Genomic DNA, 16261 nt, shown 5'->3' on the forward strand with positions numbered 1-16261 from the left:
TCTTCTTCAGACGGTCGCTTTCGCCGGTTGCGCGTATGCCGGTTTTTCGTGGTACGCGGGGTAGTCGTGCAGGTCGGTGCGAAGCACCTGCCACGCCCCGGTGTCGAAGCGTCGAATGCGCATCTGAACCTCCTCCGCTTCGAGACCGCCGTTCTCGTTCATCACAACCAAGTCTTCGTCTCGCAGGTCGTCCATCGGGAGCACGACGCCGAACGACGTGCCGCCCATGGACTGCAACTTATTCATCGCCATGACGACACCACTACTCGGATACGAACTAGTAAAAACCTTCATCAAACCATAGTCTAACTCTGGTTTTCCCCTCCCCTTTGCGGGTCTACCGCTTGGTATCGGCCGCATGGATTTCCTCAACCAACCCCTACCGGTGCGCTTTCCGGGGTGGTCGCACCCGTGAGCGAGCTGGTAGAAATGGGCAGCAAGGACGCTGCCGACAGACTCCGAGACGAGCATAGCGACTGGTTATGCCCCATCGACGACGACCGCCGCACCAAGACCGTCGCGTTCGTGAGCGACGTCCCCGACGACGTCCTCGACGACGCCGTCGGCCACGCCGCCGAAGAGCGGTCGGAGCGCTCCGAAGGGGGTGGTCAGGTCCCCCTCTCTGACTCCGAGAAGCAGCGCGTTGGCCCCTTCACAGGCTCGAACAACGTGATGAAGGCCCGCGCCGCGAAAGGCGTCTTCCTCGACGCCGGTGTCGACGACTGGACCAGCTGGTACGACCCCGAGCTGAGCGTCGACGAACACCGGGAGGTGGCGGAACGGGCCGCCCGCGAAGATGGCGGTCGCCGCCTCGACGCCGGCGACGACGTCGACGACCAGCTGGCGCGAGCACAGAAGGCCGCCGACGCCGGCGAGTGCGACCACGCCCGAGACCACTGCGAACACGGCGACCCCGACGCCTGCGAGTTCCTAAAGGACTCGTGTGGCTACGCCGACGACGAAGTCGCGTCCCTCCTGGAGGACGACCGCGACGTCGACGACGCCAGCGAGCAGGACACCCTCACCGGACAGGAACAGGGGGCGCTCTCGCGAGCGTGGAGCGGCTACAAGAGCGCAATCAGCGACCTTGACGACGCCGTCGACACCGTCCGCGAGCAGCGCGCGAACGCCGAACGCGCTTTCAGCGCCATCAACGCGATTCGACGCCGCCACGGACAGGAACCGCTCCATCCCGAACGCCTGCACGAGCTGGTCGACGACCTCGCCCACCTCCCCGAACTCACGACTCTCGACGAGTTCGACGACCACGACGCTGGCGAGTTCGTCGACGACCGGGACGACGGCCAAACCGACCTCGACGTCGAAACCGACGTGCGTCACGCACAGGGCCAGGAGGCACGCGCCGACGTCGAGGCCGCAACCGAGTTCGGCGTCGACGACCGGAGTGACGCGAGCCGGGGCGTCGAGAACGACGAAGAAGCCACCGAGCAGCGCCAGTTCAGAGACGCGGCGCAGGGGACACTCTAATGCTACTTAGAACGCGCTCGACGCCGCAAGTGTTCGTTTCTGAGTGCTGCGGAGCGCTCTTTCTCCCCGGCCATGGTCCCGACAACATCGTCGAGGCCGACGTCGGCGACCACGCCGACGCCCGACGCGAAACGGCCTGCCGAAACCCGAAGACGGGACGGAAGGACATCTTTCGGGGGAAGTGTCCCGCCTGCGGTGAACGCGACCCTCAGATGACCGAGGTGGACGGCCTGTGAGTTGGATGGAGCAGACCGACACCCCCGGCGACTCGTGCCCCGTCGACGGCTGCGACTACGGAGCGGGCCAGACGATGACGGGGAACCAGTACCGCGGCCACATCAACGCCAGCCCGGCGAAGAGCCACGACTGGGGCCGGTATCGCGACGACGTGAAGACGCGCGTCGGCGGCGACGTCGACGACACCAGCGACACCACCCCCTCGGAGGGGGCGGAGAGCAAGGACGTGAACCAGCAAGAGACGGACGAAGGCGCTGACGAGTACGAAGAACAGTGGTCCGGCGACAAGGAGGACGACGAGGACGACGATACCACCCCCTCGAACAGGGCGGATGCGGGTGGTGTACCCGATACGACCGACGACGGCGACGACGACCAGAGCCCGATCACCTCAAAGCGGGTGGTTGCAGGGGCCTGCCTTCTCATCCTCGCCGTCGGCGTCGTGGTGGTCATCCGACGCAGAACGGACGGATCGCCCTCCGTGGAGAACACGGACAACGAGACCAGCGACGAGGGGGACGACGAAGGCGGTGAAACCACCGCCGGCCCCTCCCCTGACCCGGTGGTGAAACGATGAGTGCCACTGCCCTAGAAGAGCGGGAGGAAGAAGACGTCGACGAGGATGTCGACGAAGAACTGCCCGAAATCGACGAGAGCGAGCGCGCAGAACTCGACAGTGACCTGCTCTCGGAGATTGAGGAGGAGTCTCGCCCCGACGACCAAGATGACGAGGCCGGAGAGGCCGACGACGCCAGCCAAGACGATGCCACCGACGAGACGGCCGACGATGTCGAGAGCGACGACGCGCTCGGGAACGCGCTTGGGGACGCGTCGACACTCGGAGACGCCTACGTCGGGCTGCTCGCGCTGGTGTGCGCGGCGGTCATCGTCTCCGAGAACGACGGCGCGGACCTCGAACAGAAGGCGAGCGACGTCGAGGCGATGACGGACATCGGCCCCTTCGACCTCGCCCGTGACGTCGACAGGCTGCTCGACCAGCAGGGAGCGCCAACGGAGATGCCTCCGTGGGTCTCCGTGCTGCTCGGGTCGGTGGCGATTGTCGGCGCAGTCCTCGTGCTGGAAACAGACCTGGCGAGCAACGCGATTGAACGACTGATGGACAACTACGACCTCTAACGATGTTCGACGACTTTCGAAAACTGAAGCGAGAAGCACAGATTCTACGGAGCGACCCGACAGAGAGCGATTTCCTCCGTCCCTGGGCGGGCGCTCTCGCAGAGCAGGAGGCAGCGCTGCGCAAGGAGACGCGCGCCCTCCAGAAGGCGAACGGTGTCGATGTCCTCGACGAACCAATCGACGTTGAGGAGCGCACCGACGAGCTACTACGCTTCATCGGCGCGATGTTCCAGCGACGTCTTTCCGACCACTACGTCGAGGAGTTCTTGGGCGAGCCGGACGCGGCGACGTACCTGAACCTCGATGACGAGGAGTGGGAGGCGCAGAAAGAGACGTGGGCAGACCGGATGCGCTCGACGTTCCCGCAGTACGACGAGAGCGACCGAGACGAGGACTTAGCGGCGGTCTTCGTCGACAGCCAGTTCGGGATGTCAATCGAGACGTTCGAGCGCGAGATCGTCAACTTCTCCGAGCCGGAAGCGATGCGCGCGGCGGTTGCGGGGCCGCTCGAAGAAACGGAGCACGGGCTGAAGAAGCTGAACGACAGCATGGAGAGCAACTGATGGGATACAACATCGACACCGTACACGAGAAGGACGAACAGGGCTGCCAAGAGACACGCCGCATCGTCGAGTCGACGGACGCGACGGGAGAAACGTCGCAGTATCCGTTCCTCGTCGTCGAGGAGAACGGCGCGGAGACGCACGAGTACGTCGGCGACGGGGAGGCCCCGGACGGCGTGCATGCGGCGCTCGCGACGGAGTTCGAGGAGGACCAGCGATGAGCCGACTGTCTCGTCTCTCTCACAACGACCGCATCGTCGGTCTCTACGCGCTCTTCCTCGTGTTGCTGCTAGTGTGGCAGGTCTATCGCGACACGCGCAACCCGAGCGACGACGGCGATCGCGAACGCGACCAGCTCATCCCGGAAGCGCTCCTGCAACATCTCGAATCGGGCGGGACGTACACAGTCGACCGATGGCACGGCGGCGAAACGACGATTGCCGCTGACGAAGTCGTCGTCGACGCCGAGAGCCTGGACACGGAGTAAACCACCGTGCACCTCGCCCTTGCGTCTGCGACCGGGACGGGAAAGAGCTACACCGGCCAGGCCGTCACGGAGTTCAACCTGCGCGACGACGAAGACGGATTCGGCGATTCCGACCGCGAGTATGACGGCGTGGTTGCGCTCGATTACTGCGACGAGTTCCGCGGGCTCGTCAAAGCGGGGATGGCGAAGCACTGGCTCGTCGGAGAGCGCGAGCTGAGCTGGTCCGCGGAGCAGTGGGCGACATTCTTGAAACGGAACCCGTCGGTCATTCTCGCGAAACACGAACTCTCCGACGAGCAATGGCGAGAAGTCTGCGACACGGTTATCGCGGGAATCAGGCTGCTCGACCTCGACCTGCTCCTCGTCGTCGACGAAGCGCACACCGTCGCGCCCCAAGCGACGAAGCTCCTCCCAAACATCCGTTGGCTGGCGCAGACGGGCCGGAAGCGTGGTATCTCGGCGATATGGATCACCCAAAAACTATCAGAGATTGATAAGGTAGTCATCAGTCAGGCGACGGCGTGGCTCATGGGCGGCTTCAAGGAAGAGAACGACTTGAACAAGCTGTCTGGCGTACTCGACTACGACGAGGACGTCCACAAGCTCGGTGGGCACTCTGTCCCGTCGATTGCCGGGCGTGACGAGCTGCTACCTGCCGACGGAGAGGCGCGCAGCGTCCGCGTGCATCGCGAGGGCGACCAGACGGTTGGGATGGAGTTCGTTTTCTCCGACGACGAGGGGACGACCGCCCGGTTGAACACACAGGACTGGAACCCGAAAGCGCCGCACTACGCGCGAGAAGGGAACAAAATCAGCATTCCAGGTATCGAATGAGTCGAGAACAGGTGACGCTCTACGGAGAAGACGCCGCACAGTGGAGACGGATTCGGGAAGAGCTGGGCCGCCATCTGGACCGCGACCTCGGGAACGCCGAAGCCGCGCGGCGGTTGATGGAATTTCACGAGCGGACTGACTGAGCAATCCCACGCCATCCTCCGCCCGTTTTCCCACGTTCACGAATTCGTCTATTCGTTGGTATCCTAAGGGTATACGGCCTCTCAGAGTGTTTTGCAGATGGCTGAATTAGGCAACTACTTCGACGAAATCGCAGACGTCGATTCGTGGATTAGCATCGTGGTTATCGCGGCCGCGTTCTTCGCGGGGTCCGTGATGAAGAACACCATCGAGCGGAGCGTCGACGCGCCCGACGAGCTGTACGGCGTCGTCATCATGGTCGGTGGCGTGTTCGCTGGCGGCGACTACCAGCACGAAATCGTCACCGGCGGCGGCCTCTACACGCTCGACAAAGCAATGGAGCGCTTCGGCGTCAAGAGCAAGGTTCAGGAGGCAGTGTAAATGACGGAACTCTACGCCCAGAACGGCGTCACCAGCGAGTTCGTCGAGACGAGTCAGAACGCTGCGGGCATCAAGACGCCCATCCTCACCGTCTCGCCCGACCGGAGTCTCTGGCTCCGCTTCCTCAACCACGTCGCGAAGGGGTCGACCGTCGGCCTCCCGTGCTACTTCAAGCTCCGCGACTCGAACGGCGACCCGCTCCCTCCGAACACGAAGGTCGCGTTCTACGTGAAGCTCGCCGGCCACTCCGACGCGTACAAGGTCAGCGAGAAGATCAAGAACATCTCGTTCTGGAACCAGAACGACATCACCACCCAGCAGGACGTCGACAACATCGACGGCTCGAAAATCAAGCTCCAGCACCCGGAGATGGCCGAAGCCACCGGGAACGCTGACCACGTCGACATCCGCGACGTCGACGACTTCCTCGTGGAAATCGAATCCGACGCGGTCATCGACTGGTCGCAGAGTCGCTTCGAGTTCGACAGCAACGGCGTGGAGGGGCCGCACGACCTCTAAGATGCCGGACGCACTCACTCGGGTCCAGAACGCGCAGGGAACGCCCGGCGAGCTGGCCCAGGACGATTTCGAGACGCAGGCGAGTACGCCGGGACAGTCGTCTCGCGTCGCTCGCCTCCGCGCAGACTACTGGCATCGCATCCGCTCCGGCCGGTCCAATCCGTTCCGCGTCGCCATCCCCGCTTACGAGGGGTTCACGAGCGACGGCACGGCCGACAACACGGAAACGTTCAGCCTCTCGCACGAGCTGGTGGAGACGCCGAACACGCAGGACGTCGTCGTCTGGCTCGACGGCACGTACTACGGGACGCCCGACGCCATCGACTACGACGCGAACACCGTCGACGTCACCGACAGCGGGACCGACTCGAACGTTCACGTCTGGTACATCGTCGACGAGGCGGCCAGCCTCTCCGTTCGGAAGGCCGCCCCCTCCGGCACGACGAGCGCGTCGAAGGAGATCGAGAGCGTCAGCCTCTCCCGAATGCATCTCGGCAACCAGTTCGAGCAGCCGGAGTACTTCAGCTTCAGCACCGAGCTGGAAGGCTACCTCGCCACCGAAATCACCCTCGACGTCTACGTGAACGCGCCCTACGAGGTGCGCTTCGAGGACCCGGACGGTGACGGCGCGAGCGCGACGAACCTCCTGCTCTCCATCCCGGTCGAGCGGGGTTCGGAGACCATCCCCGGCCTCAAGTCCGCCGTGAAGGCGGACATGGGCTAACTCCCTCTCTCCCATGTCTTCAGGACTCAACGCGAGCGCGCAGCGACAGCAAGAGACCACTCCCACACCCTCGCCTGGCGCGGGCAACTTCGACACCACGGCCTCGACGACGTCGACGTCGGAGGAGTCGGAGAGCACGTCGACTGGCGCGTGGGAAATGACCAACACCGGCAGGAACCCCATTGACCGATTCGTCGAGAGTACGTCGTGGTCCCGCCAAGACCTCGACATCGCGCTCTCCGCGGTGAACGTCGTGCTGTTCCTCGCCATCCTCTACATCCAGAAGAATGACTGACGTCGAGAAAAACGTCGACAAGGACACGCTGAACGCATCCCAGCGACGGGACGCCGAAGCGGTCCTCGACCTCGTCGACGACGACCAGGACGAACAGACCAACGACCGCACGGTCGAGCTGGGGAGGCGGTGACGATGCACGTCACTCCCGCCCCCTCGACCGACGACGTCCCGTTCAACGAACCCGTGACGGTGACGCTCGACGCCGGCCAGCAGGGGACGATTTCGTTCGAGCCGAAGCAGCGCTCGACGCAGTTCGTCCTCCCCATCTGCGCCGTCACGAAGCAACCGAACACGACCTACGAGGTTCGCACGGACGGCGAGAACGTGTACGGGCCGGCGGGCGTGCCGCCGACCGACATCGACGACCTCGCCGTGACGTTCGTCCCGGCGCGGCGCTTCGAGCGCTCGCTGAAGGTCGTCATCTCGAACGTCTCGAACTCCACGCACACCTACCACGTGCAGCCGGTCGGCTACGAGGTGGCCTAATGGGGCTTGAAACGAACACGCAGGTCCGCGAACTCGCCACCGTCGAGAACGCGTCAGGCGACTCCGTGCAGCCTGCGAGCGACGACTTCGTGCACTGGACCGACACCGGACGGAACGTGAAGGACGACCCCGTTCACCTCGGGGTTCGCGCCCCCGACCGCGCTGACGTCGTCACCGTCCACGTCGCCGACTGGGACGGCTCCGGCACGGTCACGCTCCACTTCTGCGACGAGGAGTTCAACCCTGTCACCAGCCGCGGAGCGAGCGATAATCCCGACTACGAGAGCGACGGCACGACCGACGTCTTCATCGAGACCTCGGTAGCGAGCCCGTATCTCAAAGTCGACGTCGAGGACACCAGCGGGAACGAGAACAAGCCGAACGTGAGCGTGTACGCACGATGAGCGACAGACCAAACACCGACCCACCGACGAAGGCCGACGTCGCGGCGACTATCGACGACTACGACACCCCGCTGCTGCTCGCGGCGCTCGCGAGTCCCTACGCGCTCAACGCCATCACCGATATGGACGTGCACGCCGCGGACCTCGTCGACGAGGGCACGACCCTCTACGACGCCGCGAACCGCGAGTTCGTGCAGTCCCGTCTCGGCGGCCCGGCTTCCTCGCTTTCGGCGTATCCGCTCGCCACTGGCGACCTCGACGACGACGTCGTCACGGCCGCGAAGGTCGCTGTCGACGCGGTTGCGAACGAGCACCTACAGGCCGACGCCGTCGACTCCGCCGAACTCGCGACCGACGCCGTCACGGCTGCGAAAGTCGCCGTCGACGCCGTCGCGAACGAGCACTTGGCGAACGACGCGGTCAACTCCGCCGAGCTCGCGACCGACGCCGTCCAGGCCGCGCACATCGCCGCGTCCGCGGTCGGCTCCGGTCAGTTGGCGACGAACGCAGTGACGACCGGCGCGCTCGCCGCCGACGCCGTCACCGGCTCCGAAATAGCCGCGGACGCCGTGGGGTCCGCCCACATCGCTCCCGACTCCGTCGGCAACAACCAGCTCGCCTTCGACGTCGCCACGCAGTCTGAGTTCGATTCGCACGCCCTTGACGCCGACGCGCACCACAATCGGCCGACCAGTACGCAGTCGGCGTCGTCCTCAACTGGCTACGATGATGGAGCAGCATGGACCTACGACCAACAGGTAAACGGCGACAAGACGTTCGCCATCGATTTCCATACGGCAGGGGACGGAGTCAAAATCGAACATCTCGTAGGACAATATGGCTATATTGATGAGTCACGGGTCTATCTCGATGGCTCTCTTGTGGATACCCACAGCGGGTATTCAAGCCCTACAGCGTCGTACGAAACAACGTTCCAGTCGGGAACGATTACGCGCGTCGAAATCGATTTCAGCGGCGGATATAGCGGGTCGTATAGACAGCGGTTCGTGGTCACTCCCCGGAAGTACGCGGTCGGACCACACAGTCACTCAGTCTAATCCATGACAAACACGACACACAGAGCCACAGGGCAGAGAATCAGATGATGGACAGCAAGACGAAGAAGGCGCAGGCGGCATGGGCCGTGATGCTCCTGCTCCTCGGCCTCGTGGGGACGCTGAAGCGCCCACAGACGAGCGAGGGCGGGAACCCGGAACCCACCCCGGACACGGACACGTCGACGAACGAGAACGCCGACAAGAACGACGACACGACGACGGAGGAGACGCCGAACCCGACGCCGGATAGCCCCGGCACACCGTCGACGCCTCCGAACGAGGAGGAGTCGCCTACTCAGACGCCTGACGACTCAACGACGGCCGACGAGAAGGAGGAAGACGACGAGGAAAACGCGGAGAACGAACAACCCGCGTACACCTCACTGCCCGACAACTACGAAACCGGTCTCGGAGGGAGCTACTACGACTACACTCCAAAAGTCGGTGAGGATGGGGACGACGGCGGAAGCGACTCCGACGTCGCTTCGGGCGTCGCGACCGCGGCCGCGGCCGTCGCGCTCCCGAACCTCTGGCAGCACGTCCCCGACGACGTCACCGACGTCGGAACGGCCGCGGGCGTCATCGCCACCGGCGCGCTCACTGCGGACCAAGCGCGGAAGCTTCTCGCCGCTTCTCGCGGAGCGTCGGGCGCGACTGCGGTCGTCACCGACCCGCAGACGGTTCAGGACCTGCTGAACATCCCAGACCTCCTGAAACGAACCGCCGACGGCGAGAGCGAGCTTCGGGACAACCTCGGCGATCCGTTTCAGGACGTCGTCGACGGCCTCGGCATCCCTGACCCCTCACAGTGGCCGGGCTACTCCGGGCCGGGAAGCAACCTCCGAGAGAATCCGAGCGACGTCTACGACAACGACGTCATCGGCGACTCGTCGAGCGACGACACCAGCTCATCGAGCGGCGGGAGTTCGTCGAGCGACGACGACGAGCCCGCGTACACCTCGCCGACCGACGGCTACGGAACCGGCCTCGGCGGCGGCTACGACTACAACGCGGAGACTGGCGACGTATCGACTCCCGACGACTCCAACGACTCCGGCGGCGGAGGCGGTGGAGGCGGCGGGTCGAGCAGCAGCGACGAAGACGAGAGTACGACCGTGGACACCGACGACAACATCCCCACCGGCTACGAGCGCATCGGCGCACAACTGGATAGCACGAACTCCTACACGGGGGGCCTCTGATGGGCGCGAACCCGCTCGGTGCGGTGGAGTCCGGTATCTCCATCGTGCTCCTGCTCGCGCTTATCTACGTCATCATCGAGGTCGCGGAAGCCGTGCCGGCCGCGGACTTCGAGACGCAAATCGACGACCGCGCCGAGGACGTCGTCGGCGGCCTGTGGGACGGAGGGAGTGCCTGACGATGGACGCGGTCTTTCAGGTCGTCGTTGGCGCGTCGAGCATCGTGACGGCCGGCGCGGCCGTCGGCGGCGCTCGCTGGGCGCGCGAGGCGGCCGGAGACGCACGACTCTCTCGGCGCGTCCTCGTCGGCGAGACCGACGTCGAGAGCGACGACGGCCTCGTCGGTCGCGTCCGCGATCTCGAAGACGAGCTGAACGCGGGCGGTCTCGACGACGCCGCCCGTGTCGCCATCGAGCAAGAGGCGGCGCGACTCCGCCGCGAACTCGTGAAGGAGGACGTTCTGAATGACTGACCCAGACCAGACCGGAGACAACGAGACGACGTCAGCGATGACTCGCTTTCGGTGGACGAACGACGGCCTCGCCGCGGTGCTCATCGTTTCGGAGGTGGGAATCCTCGCCGGCGCGCTCTACACCGGCTACCAGCTCCCCGACGAGTTCTGGTGGGTCGTCGAGTTCAGCGTCCTCCTCGCCGCCGCATGGGCCTTCGGCGACGCCGCGTTCGCGAACGTCGCCAAGGTCTTCGGTGGCGGTGGTCGCGACGGTCGTCCGCGACCTCGCCGGCGACGTCCGCCAGCGCGCGACATCGCCCGCGACGTCCAAGAGGAACGCGGACGAGAGCGGTCGCGGTCGGAACGCGCGAGAGAACAGGAGCGAGACGAGAACGGGAACTTCCGCTGATTCAGCGGGACCCGTTACTCGGCGTACTCTTCGACGTCGACGACTTCTTTCGTTTTCTCGTGGGTCATGTCGTTGTCTCGGGAGACGACGGGCGCACTCAAGTCGCGACCGACGGCGAGAATCACGCCGTCCATCCCAGCGAGATAGGGACCACCGGGCTGGATATCTTCCGCGATCTCGGCGGCCATGTTCGCCAGACGTTCGTCGACGCCGACGACTTCGCCCCAGTCGAGCGTTTCACGAGCGGCGTCCAAGTTGCCTTCCGGTCCGTTTCCGACACCGACGAGGACTTCGGCGTACGCGGGAGTCGGCATCACCCAGTCGGCTCCCGTTCCACCGTGGTTGTCGACGAACTCACGGGCGTTGTTCTTGTCGGCGAGGTAGTCGATGAGAAAGGTGGCATCGAGGACCTTCACAGGTCGGCGTCCTCTAGCTGCTTCATGCGCTCCTTGCTCTTCTTCTTCGAGCGGCGACGTCCTTCCTCGATGCGTTCGTATTCCTCTTCAGGCATCACGTAGTCGTCCTCTGTCTCGGTGCTTTCGTCGATGAGACGGTTCACGACGTCGTCGATGTCCTCGTCGTCTTCTTCGAGCCGACGGAGCCGCTTCAGGGTGTGCTCGCTTAGTCCGTCGTCTGTGCTGCTCATACTCGTGTGTGGGCGTGCCAGTCGCTTAGTCCCTTCGCAGAGACCGAGGGTGAACTTGTCTGACTCCTCCCTGAGAGTCTGACGCCCCGTTCATCTACGACCGTTCTCGTACATCCTGTACGTTTCGCCCGAATTTTAAATACCTGCCCCCCGTGCACGAGTGCATGGGAGAAATCGCCTGCTACTGCCGCGTCTCGACAGACGACCAGAGTCTCGAACGCCAGTTGACGAGTACCCAGGAGTACGCCGAACGCGAGTTCGGCGCGAGCCTCTCTGACCTCAGCATCTACCGCGACAAAAGCACCGGCACGAACACCGACCGCTCCGGCTACCAAGAGATGATGACTGACGCGTCCGACGGAGACCTCGACGCCGTCGTCGTTCACAGCATCTCACGCATCTGTCGGTCCATCAGCGACCTCGAACGGACAGCGTCGCGTCTCGAAAGCGACGGCGTCGAGCTCCACATCGTCAGCGAGGGCCTGACGCTCCGCCCCGAGGAGTCCGACCCGTACCAGACTGCGCTCTTCCAGTTGTTGGGCGTCTTCGCCGAACTCGAAGCAAACATGGCCCAGCAGCGGACGAAAGAAGGAATCGCCGCGCGACAGGCGAACGACGACTACCACCACGGCCCCGCTCCTCTCGGGTTCTCGAAAGATGACGGTCGGCTCGTCGAGGCTGACGACTACCACGACGTCGTCGCCGCGCTCGACATGGTCCAGAAAGACGAGCTCTCGAAGCGGAAGGCCGCTCGACGCCTCGACACCTCACGCGCCACCATCAACCGCGCGCTCGAACGAACCGACCTCTACGGATTGTAACCCTTCGTTATTTGTCGCCGCACTGCCGCTAGCGGACGTATGAGATGGATGTGTCGGGACTGCGGTCGGCCCCATCCGAAGAACTCCCCACCGTGCAAGGACTGCGGTTCTATGGATTTCGTTCAGACGACCGAGCAGGTAGACGACCGCGATCTCGAACCCGGAGAGTTCGAGTGGCGGTGTAAGGAGTGCGGGACGCGCCATCCGAAGAATTCCCCGCCGTGTAAGAAATGCGGGTCGATGCGCTTCGAGAAGTCTCCTCTCCGGCTGAACTCCTCGAACCCGTCCGTCCCCCGCCAGCGTGGGCAGAGCGTACAGAGCGGGAGCGAGAGTGAGAGCGCGTCGGGCGTCCCTTCATCGAGGCGCGCGCTCCTCGGCTACGGCGTCGCCGCCGGCGCGGTCCTACTCGGCGGCGGAGCGCTCATCTACGACAATGACTTCGCCAACCAAGAGGACGACACCAGCGCGTCGGTCGATAATGCTGAGAGCCCGTCAAACAACGATGCTGCCGCTAACACCTCGCCGACTGTCGACGACGTTCCCGGTCAAGCAGATTCTGCGAGCGATATTGAGTTCTCCACCGTCGAGGCGATGATGCGTAGCCAACTCAACAGCTCGCGTTCCAACAGTCTCACGGTAAAATCAGAGACAGACGACGCGTCTACGTACTATACGCGCTATCTCGTGAAGAACGGGTATGAATCGATGGACTCAGATACGCTCGACCAGAGCTTTCAGGAATTTGGCCTACAGAATTGGTATGCCGTTCGAAACAAATTCACGTTGGAGAGCGGTCGCGCCATCGATTACTACGAGAGCCCTGGTCAACTCGCGAGCGACATAATCGACGGATGGAGAGAGGATCCTGATATACGTAATTCACTCGACTCGCCGGAGTACAGACACTACGGAGCCGATATTCACACCGCGACGAACGGTGACGTCTACGTGACCGTCGTCCTCTCAGACTAACCGAGGACGTACCCCGCCCGCCGGGCGTCCGGGTACGGCACGATCTGGTCGGCGGCGACGTCGCCGTCGAGGTACATCCGACCCCAGACGGTCAGCTCGAACGACCCGTGGTTCGGCGTCGACGGCTCGACGAGGCCGGCCTGAGAGAGCACGCGAAGGCGCTCGCGAACACCGATTTTCGAGACATCAAGGTCGTGGAACTCAGTGCGTGAGAGAATGACCCGCGGCGACGACGACAACGCTCGCTCCGAGAGGTGTTCGAGGATTCGTTCGTCTACCGGGCGCATCCACTCGCCCTGACGGCGAATCTGAGCCGGCATTATGCCTCCGCGCCCCCGCCTTCCCCGTTCACTGGCTCTAACTGATTCGCGTCGAGTTCGCCACGAAGGTACTGCTCGCCCTGCTCCGTAATGACGTAGACGCCATTCCCGAGATGCTGAAGGAGACCGTGTTCTGAGAGTTTCTTCAACCGACGAGAGATACTAGACCGTGATATCTGAAAGTAGACTGTATCTTTGACATCAGAGGCGGAAACCGAGTCATGGGTTTCTGCCCATTCCAGTAGTCGGTCGTCCCATAGCGTCATCCACGACGCAGACTTTCTCATTGTGCGTTTGTATGCACTAGTTCGGCCTATAGCGCCCGAATATAGTAGTTTTAGACGTATTGGGCATAGAGCCAACTAAGGAACAGAGTCAGACGACCAGTGCATTTATGCACAGGAAGTCTGATAGTGGAGAGTACGAAGCCGCGACGGTTGGTTGAAGAAGACTCTGTTGGACGGTGTGAGACCGGGGCGCGGTGCAACGCGCCCCGTAGAGCGGTTTCGGTACGGAACATGACCGAAACCACGACCGTGGGCCTGGAAGCCCACACGACGACGGACGTACCGGATTCTGATAAGCGTAGCTACGCGGCCGCACCCGACTTCCCCAGCGGCCACGCTCCCGAGACGTCGACGGACGAGCGCGCGACCTGCGAGCGCTGCGGGACGCGGCCGGCGGTCGGCCTCGACGCCGAGACCGGCCAGAACCTCTGCTGGGAGTGCGCGAACAACAACGGCCCGCGACTCGTCGCCGACGGCGGTGTGACCGCGCCGTCCGTTCCGACGGCAGTGAGTCGGGAGGAGTTCTTCACCGCGGGCGAGCTCCCGAAGTGGGAGGGACCGTCTGCCGAACTGGACCGGCACGGCGAGCCGACGGGCGACTACTACGTCGCGTGCTCCGACTGCGAGCGCGAGGTACTCGTCGACGAGCGCTCGAACCTCACCCACGCCCCTGACTGCGAGGAAGCCGACGATGAGTGACGCGCTCCGCCGGAACGCCGCCGACGAGTGGCAGGCCGCCGACGCCGTCACCGACCCCGGCGCGCTCCTCGACACCGCGACCGTCTCGTTCGGCGTCGCTCGCGCTCGCTACAACCACGCGGCCGCAGAGGGGGCGAGCTACGAATGACGGACGACGCCCCAGACCTCCCAGACACGAACACGCTCCGCGCCGTCGCCGACGACCTCGCCGACGCGCGCGACGCCATCGACGCGCTCCACCTTGGCGACGTCACTCGGACCGAAGGGGAGACTCTGCGCACCCTCCGCGACAAGCTTGACCACCAAGCGGTGAAGCTCGACCAGAAAGCCGACGCCGTCGACGACCGGAGGGACGCGTGAATCCGGAAGACCTCACGCCTCGCGAAGCCGTCAACCGCTACGTCGACCGCCGCCGACCTGAGTCGACCGACCATAGCGCGAAGACGTACTGGTACCGGCTGAAACAGTTCGTAGAGTGGTGCGAAGAGAACGGCATCGAGCGCGTTAGCGAACTCTCAGGGTGGACGTTCGAGAACTACGAGACCGCCCGCGCCGGCGACGGCGTCGCGAACGTCACGCTCAACGGAGAGATGGGCGATGTCCGCCTGTTCGTCCGCTACCTCGAACGCATCGAGGCCGTCGACGAAGGCCTCTCCGAGAAGGTTCACGTTCCCAGCGTTTCGCCTGACGAGGAGAGTTCCGACGTCAAGCTCGACACGCCCGAGGCTCGCGCCCTCCTCAGCTACTACCAACGCTATGAACACGGCTCACGCCGGCACGTCCTCCTCGCGATACTCTGGGACACCGGCTGCCGCCTCGGCGCTCTCCGCGGCCTCGACGTCCGCGACTACCACCGTGACGAGCAGTACCTTTCCTTCCGGCACAGACCGGACGCGGAGACGCCGCTGAAGAAGAAGAGCATGGGGGAACGGCCCGTCGCCATTATGGACGACACGGCGGCCGCGATTAACGCGTACCTCACGAGTGATGACCGCTGGGAGACGCACGACGAACACGGTCGCGAGCCGCTGCTGTCGAGTCGGCAGGGACGTCCCTCCCAGAACACTGTCCGCGTCTGGACGTACCTCGCGACGCTCCCCTGCATCCACACGGAGTGTCCGCACGGTCGCGACCCCGACGACTGCCAGTTCACCGAGCGGAACCACGCGAGTAAGTGCCCGTCGTCGAGGAGCCCCCACCAAGTCCGAACAGGCTCGGTGACGTGGCAACTCGACCGCGGCATCCCGCCCGAGGTCGTCGCCGAACGCGTCAACGCCAGCGTCGCGACCATCAAGAAGCACTACGACAAGGCCACCGCCCGCGAGCGCATGGAGCACCGCCGCCGTCACTACGTCGACAACCTCGACCTCTACGAAGAATGATACACGAAAAATCAGAATTCGAAAACGACCGCATCACGCCCCGAAACACGCCAATAGCCGCGTATTTCTACCCCCTCCGGCCCCATACTACATATAACTAAACCGGAAGGTATTGCTGGGTTCCGGTTACCTGAGGTAAAGGCAAACAGCGACAGCGTTATTTTGGGGTAGTCGGCGCAGTACGTTTTTCTGATGTGGTAGCACGCGGGCGTGTACTCTTCTGGACAGAACACCACTGTTGAGTGTGTTTGGGGAGCTGTGGTGAGGGGGGTGTTCCAGTCAGGCTTTTACCCTGCTGTATGCGTGGTCGTTTTCACC

At 63.9% G+C, this 16261-nt stretch carries 31 protein-coding genes; 26 read left to right on the forward strand and 5 right to left on the reverse strand.

The window, feature by feature from the left end; translation table 11 throughout:
- Positions 1–6 precede the first annotated feature (6 nt).
- Positions 7–252, reverse strand: a complete 246-nt coding sequence (locus IEY26_RS07545) for a hypothetical protein (protein ID WP_188977522.1) — start codon at positions 250–252, stop codon at positions 7–9.
- A gap of 159 nt (positions 253–411) precedes the next feature.
- Between IEY26_RS07545 and IEY26_RS07550 the strand changes: the two genes are divergently transcribed.
- From IEY26_RS07550 to IEY26_RS07645, 20 genes are all read left to right on the forward strand, one after another.
- Complete coding sequence (locus IEY26_RS07550) at positions 412–1488, forward strand: hypothetical protein (RefSeq protein ID WP_188977524.1); 1077 nt, start codon at positions 412–414, stop codon at positions 1486–1488.
- Between the two features lie 232 nt (positions 1489–1720).
- Positions 1721–2302: a hypothetical protein gene (locus tag IEY26_RS07555; protein WP_188977526.1), complete on the forward strand. Its 582-nt coding sequence runs from the start codon at positions 1721–1723 to the stop codon at positions 2300–2302.
- Positions 2299–2862 carry a hypothetical protein gene (locus IEY26_RS07560; protein ID WP_188977528.1) on the forward strand — a complete coding sequence of 188 codons (564 nt, stop codon included), beginning with the start codon at positions 2299–2301 and terminating at the stop codon, positions 2860–2862. Before IEY26_RS07555 ends, IEY26_RS07560 begins: the two co-directional genes overlap by 4 nt.
- A 2-nt stretch (positions 2863–2864) precedes the next feature.
- Positions 2865–3425 carry a hypothetical protein gene (locus tag IEY26_RS07565; RefSeq protein ID WP_188977530.1) on the forward strand — a complete coding sequence of 187 codons (561 nt, stop codon included), beginning with the start codon at positions 2865–2867 and terminating at the stop codon, positions 3423–3425.
- Entirely contained in the window at positions 3425–3646 is a 222-nt protein-coding gene (locus IEY26_RS07570) for a hypothetical protein (protein WP_188977532.1), read from the forward strand. The genes IEY26_RS07565 and IEY26_RS07570 overlap by 1 nt, the downstream gene beginning before the upstream one ends.
- Positions 3643–3912, forward strand: a complete 270-nt coding sequence (locus IEY26_RS07575; RefSeq protein ID WP_188977534.1) for a hypothetical protein — start codon at positions 3643–3645, stop codon at positions 3910–3912. The genes IEY26_RS07570 and IEY26_RS07575 overlap by 4 nt, the downstream gene beginning before the upstream one ends.
- Before the next feature lie 6 nt (positions 3913–3918).
- Positions 3919–4746: an ATP-binding protein gene (locus IEY26_RS07580; protein ID WP_188977536.1), complete on the forward strand. Its 828-nt coding sequence runs from the start codon at positions 3919–3921 to the stop codon at positions 4744–4746.
- Positions 4743–4889 carry a hypothetical protein gene (locus IEY26_RS07585; protein WP_188977538.1) on the forward strand — a complete coding sequence of 49 codons (147 nt, stop codon included), beginning with the start codon at positions 4743–4745 and terminating at the stop codon, positions 4887–4889. Before IEY26_RS07580 ends, IEY26_RS07585 begins: the two co-directional genes overlap by 4 nt.
- 97 nt (positions 4890–4986) lie before the next feature.
- Positions 4987–5268 carry a hypothetical protein gene (locus IEY26_RS07590; protein ID WP_188977540.1) on the forward strand — a complete coding sequence of 94 codons (282 nt, stop codon included), beginning with the start codon at positions 4987–4989 and terminating at the stop codon, positions 5266–5268.
- Positions 5269–5787, forward strand: coding sequence for a hypothetical protein (locus IEY26_RS07595; RefSeq protein WP_188977542.1), 519 nt, complete (start codon positions 5269–5271; stop codon positions 5785–5787). It abuts the gene before it with no gap.
- A 1-nt stretch (position 5788) separates the two neighbouring features.
- Entirely contained in the window at positions 5789–6511 is a 723-nt protein-coding gene (locus tag IEY26_RS07600) for a hypothetical protein (RefSeq protein ID WP_188977544.1), read from the forward strand.
- 13 nt (positions 6512–6524) lie between these two features.
- Positions 6525–6806 carry a hypothetical protein gene (locus IEY26_RS07605; protein WP_188977546.1) on the forward strand — a complete coding sequence of 94 codons (282 nt, stop codon included), beginning with the start codon at positions 6525–6527 and terminating at the stop codon, positions 6804–6806.
- Complete coding sequence (locus IEY26_RS07610; protein ID WP_188977548.1) at positions 6799–6939, forward strand: hypothetical protein; 141 nt, start codon at positions 6799–6801, stop codon at positions 6937–6939. The genes IEY26_RS07605 and IEY26_RS07610 overlap by 8 nt, the downstream gene beginning before the upstream one ends.
- Before the next feature lie 2 nt (positions 6940–6941).
- On the forward strand, positions 6942–7295 hold the full coding sequence (locus tag IEY26_RS07615; RefSeq protein WP_188977550.1) for a hypothetical protein: 354 nt from the start codon (positions 6942–6944) through the stop codon (positions 7293–7295).
- Complete coding sequence (locus IEY26_RS07620) at positions 7295–7699, forward strand: hypothetical protein (protein ID WP_188977552.1); 405 nt, start codon at positions 7295–7297, stop codon at positions 7697–7699. Before IEY26_RS07615 ends, IEY26_RS07620 begins: the two co-directional genes overlap by 1 nt.
- Entirely contained in the window at positions 7696–8757 is a 1062-nt protein-coding gene (locus tag IEY26_RS07625; protein WP_188977554.1) for a hypothetical protein, read from the forward strand. The genes IEY26_RS07620 and IEY26_RS07625 overlap by 4 nt, the downstream gene beginning before the upstream one ends.
- A 44-nt stretch (positions 8758–8801) precedes the next feature.
- Entirely contained in the window at positions 8802–9959 is a 1158-nt protein-coding gene (locus IEY26_RS07630; RefSeq protein WP_188977556.1) for a hypothetical protein, read from the forward strand.
- Entirely contained in the window at positions 9959–10135 is a 177-nt protein-coding gene (locus tag IEY26_RS07635; RefSeq protein ID WP_188977558.1) for a hypothetical protein, read from the forward strand. Before IEY26_RS07630 ends, IEY26_RS07635 begins: the two co-directional genes overlap by 1 nt.
- The gene (locus IEY26_RS07640) at positions 10114–10428 is read left to right on the forward strand and encodes a hypothetical protein (protein ID WP_229773981.1); all 315 of its coding nucleotides are present in this window, start codon (positions 10114–10116) and stop codon (positions 10426–10428) included. Before IEY26_RS07635 ends, IEY26_RS07640 begins: the two co-directional genes overlap by 22 nt.
- The gene (locus tag IEY26_RS07645) at positions 10421–10816 is read left to right on the forward strand and encodes a hypothetical protein (protein WP_188977562.1); all 396 of its coding nucleotides are present in this window, start codon (positions 10421–10423) and stop codon (positions 10814–10816) included. Before IEY26_RS07640 ends, IEY26_RS07645 begins: the two co-directional genes overlap by 8 nt.
- A gap of 14 nt (positions 10817–10830) precedes the next feature.
- Here IEY26_RS07645 and IEY26_RS07650 read toward each other — a convergent pair whose 3' ends face one another.
- Both IEY26_RS07650 and IEY26_RS07655 read right to left on the reverse strand, forming a co-directional pair.
- Positions 10831–11232 (reverse strand): PIN domain-containing protein, encoded by a 402-nt coding sequence (locus IEY26_RS07650; protein ID WP_188977571.1) that lies wholly within the window; start codon positions 11230–11232, stop codon positions 10831–10833.
- Positions 11229–11462 (reverse strand): hypothetical protein, encoded by a 234-nt coding sequence (locus IEY26_RS07655; RefSeq protein ID WP_188977573.1) that lies wholly within the window; start codon positions 11460–11462, stop codon positions 11229–11231. Before IEY26_RS07655 ends, IEY26_RS07650 begins: the two co-directional genes overlap by 4 nt.
- 164 nt (positions 11463–11626) lie before the next feature.
- Between IEY26_RS07655 and IEY26_RS07660 the strand changes: the two genes are divergently transcribed.
- On the forward strand, positions 11627–12283 hold the full coding sequence (locus IEY26_RS07660) for a recombinase family protein (RefSeq protein ID WP_188977574.1): 657 nt from the start codon (positions 11627–11629) through the stop codon (positions 12281–12283).
- A gap of 111 nt (positions 12284–12394) precedes the next feature.
- On the forward strand, positions 12395–13255 hold the full coding sequence (locus IEY26_RS07665; RefSeq protein ID WP_188977576.1) for a CAP domain-containing protein: 861 nt from the start codon (positions 12395–12397) through the stop codon (positions 13253–13255).
- On the opposite strand, the gene IEY26_RS07670 is transcribed toward IEY26_RS07665, so the two are convergent.
- Together IEY26_RS07670 and IEY26_RS07675 are read right to left on the reverse strand one after the other, a co-directional pair.
- Positions 13252–13575 carry a hypothetical protein gene (locus IEY26_RS07670; RefSeq protein WP_188977578.1) on the reverse strand — a complete coding sequence of 108 codons (324 nt, stop codon included), beginning with the start codon at positions 13573–13575 and terminating at the stop codon, positions 13252–13254. The two genes, IEY26_RS07665 and IEY26_RS07670, sit on opposite strands and share 4 nt — an antisense overlap.
- Positions 13575–13862, reverse strand: a complete 288-nt coding sequence (locus IEY26_RS07675; RefSeq protein ID WP_326838278.1) for a winged-helix domain-containing protein — start codon at positions 13860–13862, stop codon at positions 13575–13577. Before IEY26_RS07675 ends, IEY26_RS07670 begins: the two co-directional genes overlap by 1 nt.
- 231 nt (positions 13863–14093) lie before the next feature.
- On the opposite strand from IEY26_RS07675, the gene IEY26_RS07680 reads away from it, so the two are divergent.
- From IEY26_RS07680 to IEY26_RS07695, 4 genes are read left to right on the forward strand one after another with little or no spacing between them, the layout of a single operon-like run.
- Positions 14094–14561 (forward strand): hypothetical protein, encoded by a 468-nt coding sequence (locus IEY26_RS07680; protein WP_188977582.1) that lies wholly within the window; start codon positions 14094–14096, stop codon positions 14559–14561.
- The gene (locus IEY26_RS07685) at positions 14554–14709 is read left to right on the forward strand and encodes a hypothetical protein (RefSeq protein WP_188977584.1); all 156 of its coding nucleotides are present in this window, start codon (positions 14554–14556) and stop codon (positions 14707–14709) included. The genes IEY26_RS07680 and IEY26_RS07685 overlap by 8 nt, the downstream gene beginning before the upstream one ends.
- Complete coding sequence (locus IEY26_RS07690) at positions 14706–14921, forward strand: hypothetical protein (RefSeq protein WP_188977585.1); 216 nt, start codon at positions 14706–14708, stop codon at positions 14919–14921. The genes IEY26_RS07685 and IEY26_RS07690 overlap by 4 nt, the downstream gene beginning before the upstream one ends.
- Positions 14918–15943, forward strand: coding sequence for a tyrosine-type recombinase/integrase (locus IEY26_RS07695; RefSeq protein WP_188977587.1), 1026 nt, complete (start codon positions 14918–14920; stop codon positions 15941–15943). Before IEY26_RS07690 ends, IEY26_RS07695 begins: the two co-directional genes overlap by 4 nt.
- Positions 15944–16261: the final 318 nt, after the last annotated feature.

This window comes from Halocalculus aciditolerans, from assembly GCF_014647475.1.
Taxonomy (GTDB): Archaea; Halobacteriota; Halobacteria; order Halobacteriales; family Halobacteriaceae; genus Halocalculus; species Halocalculus aciditolerans.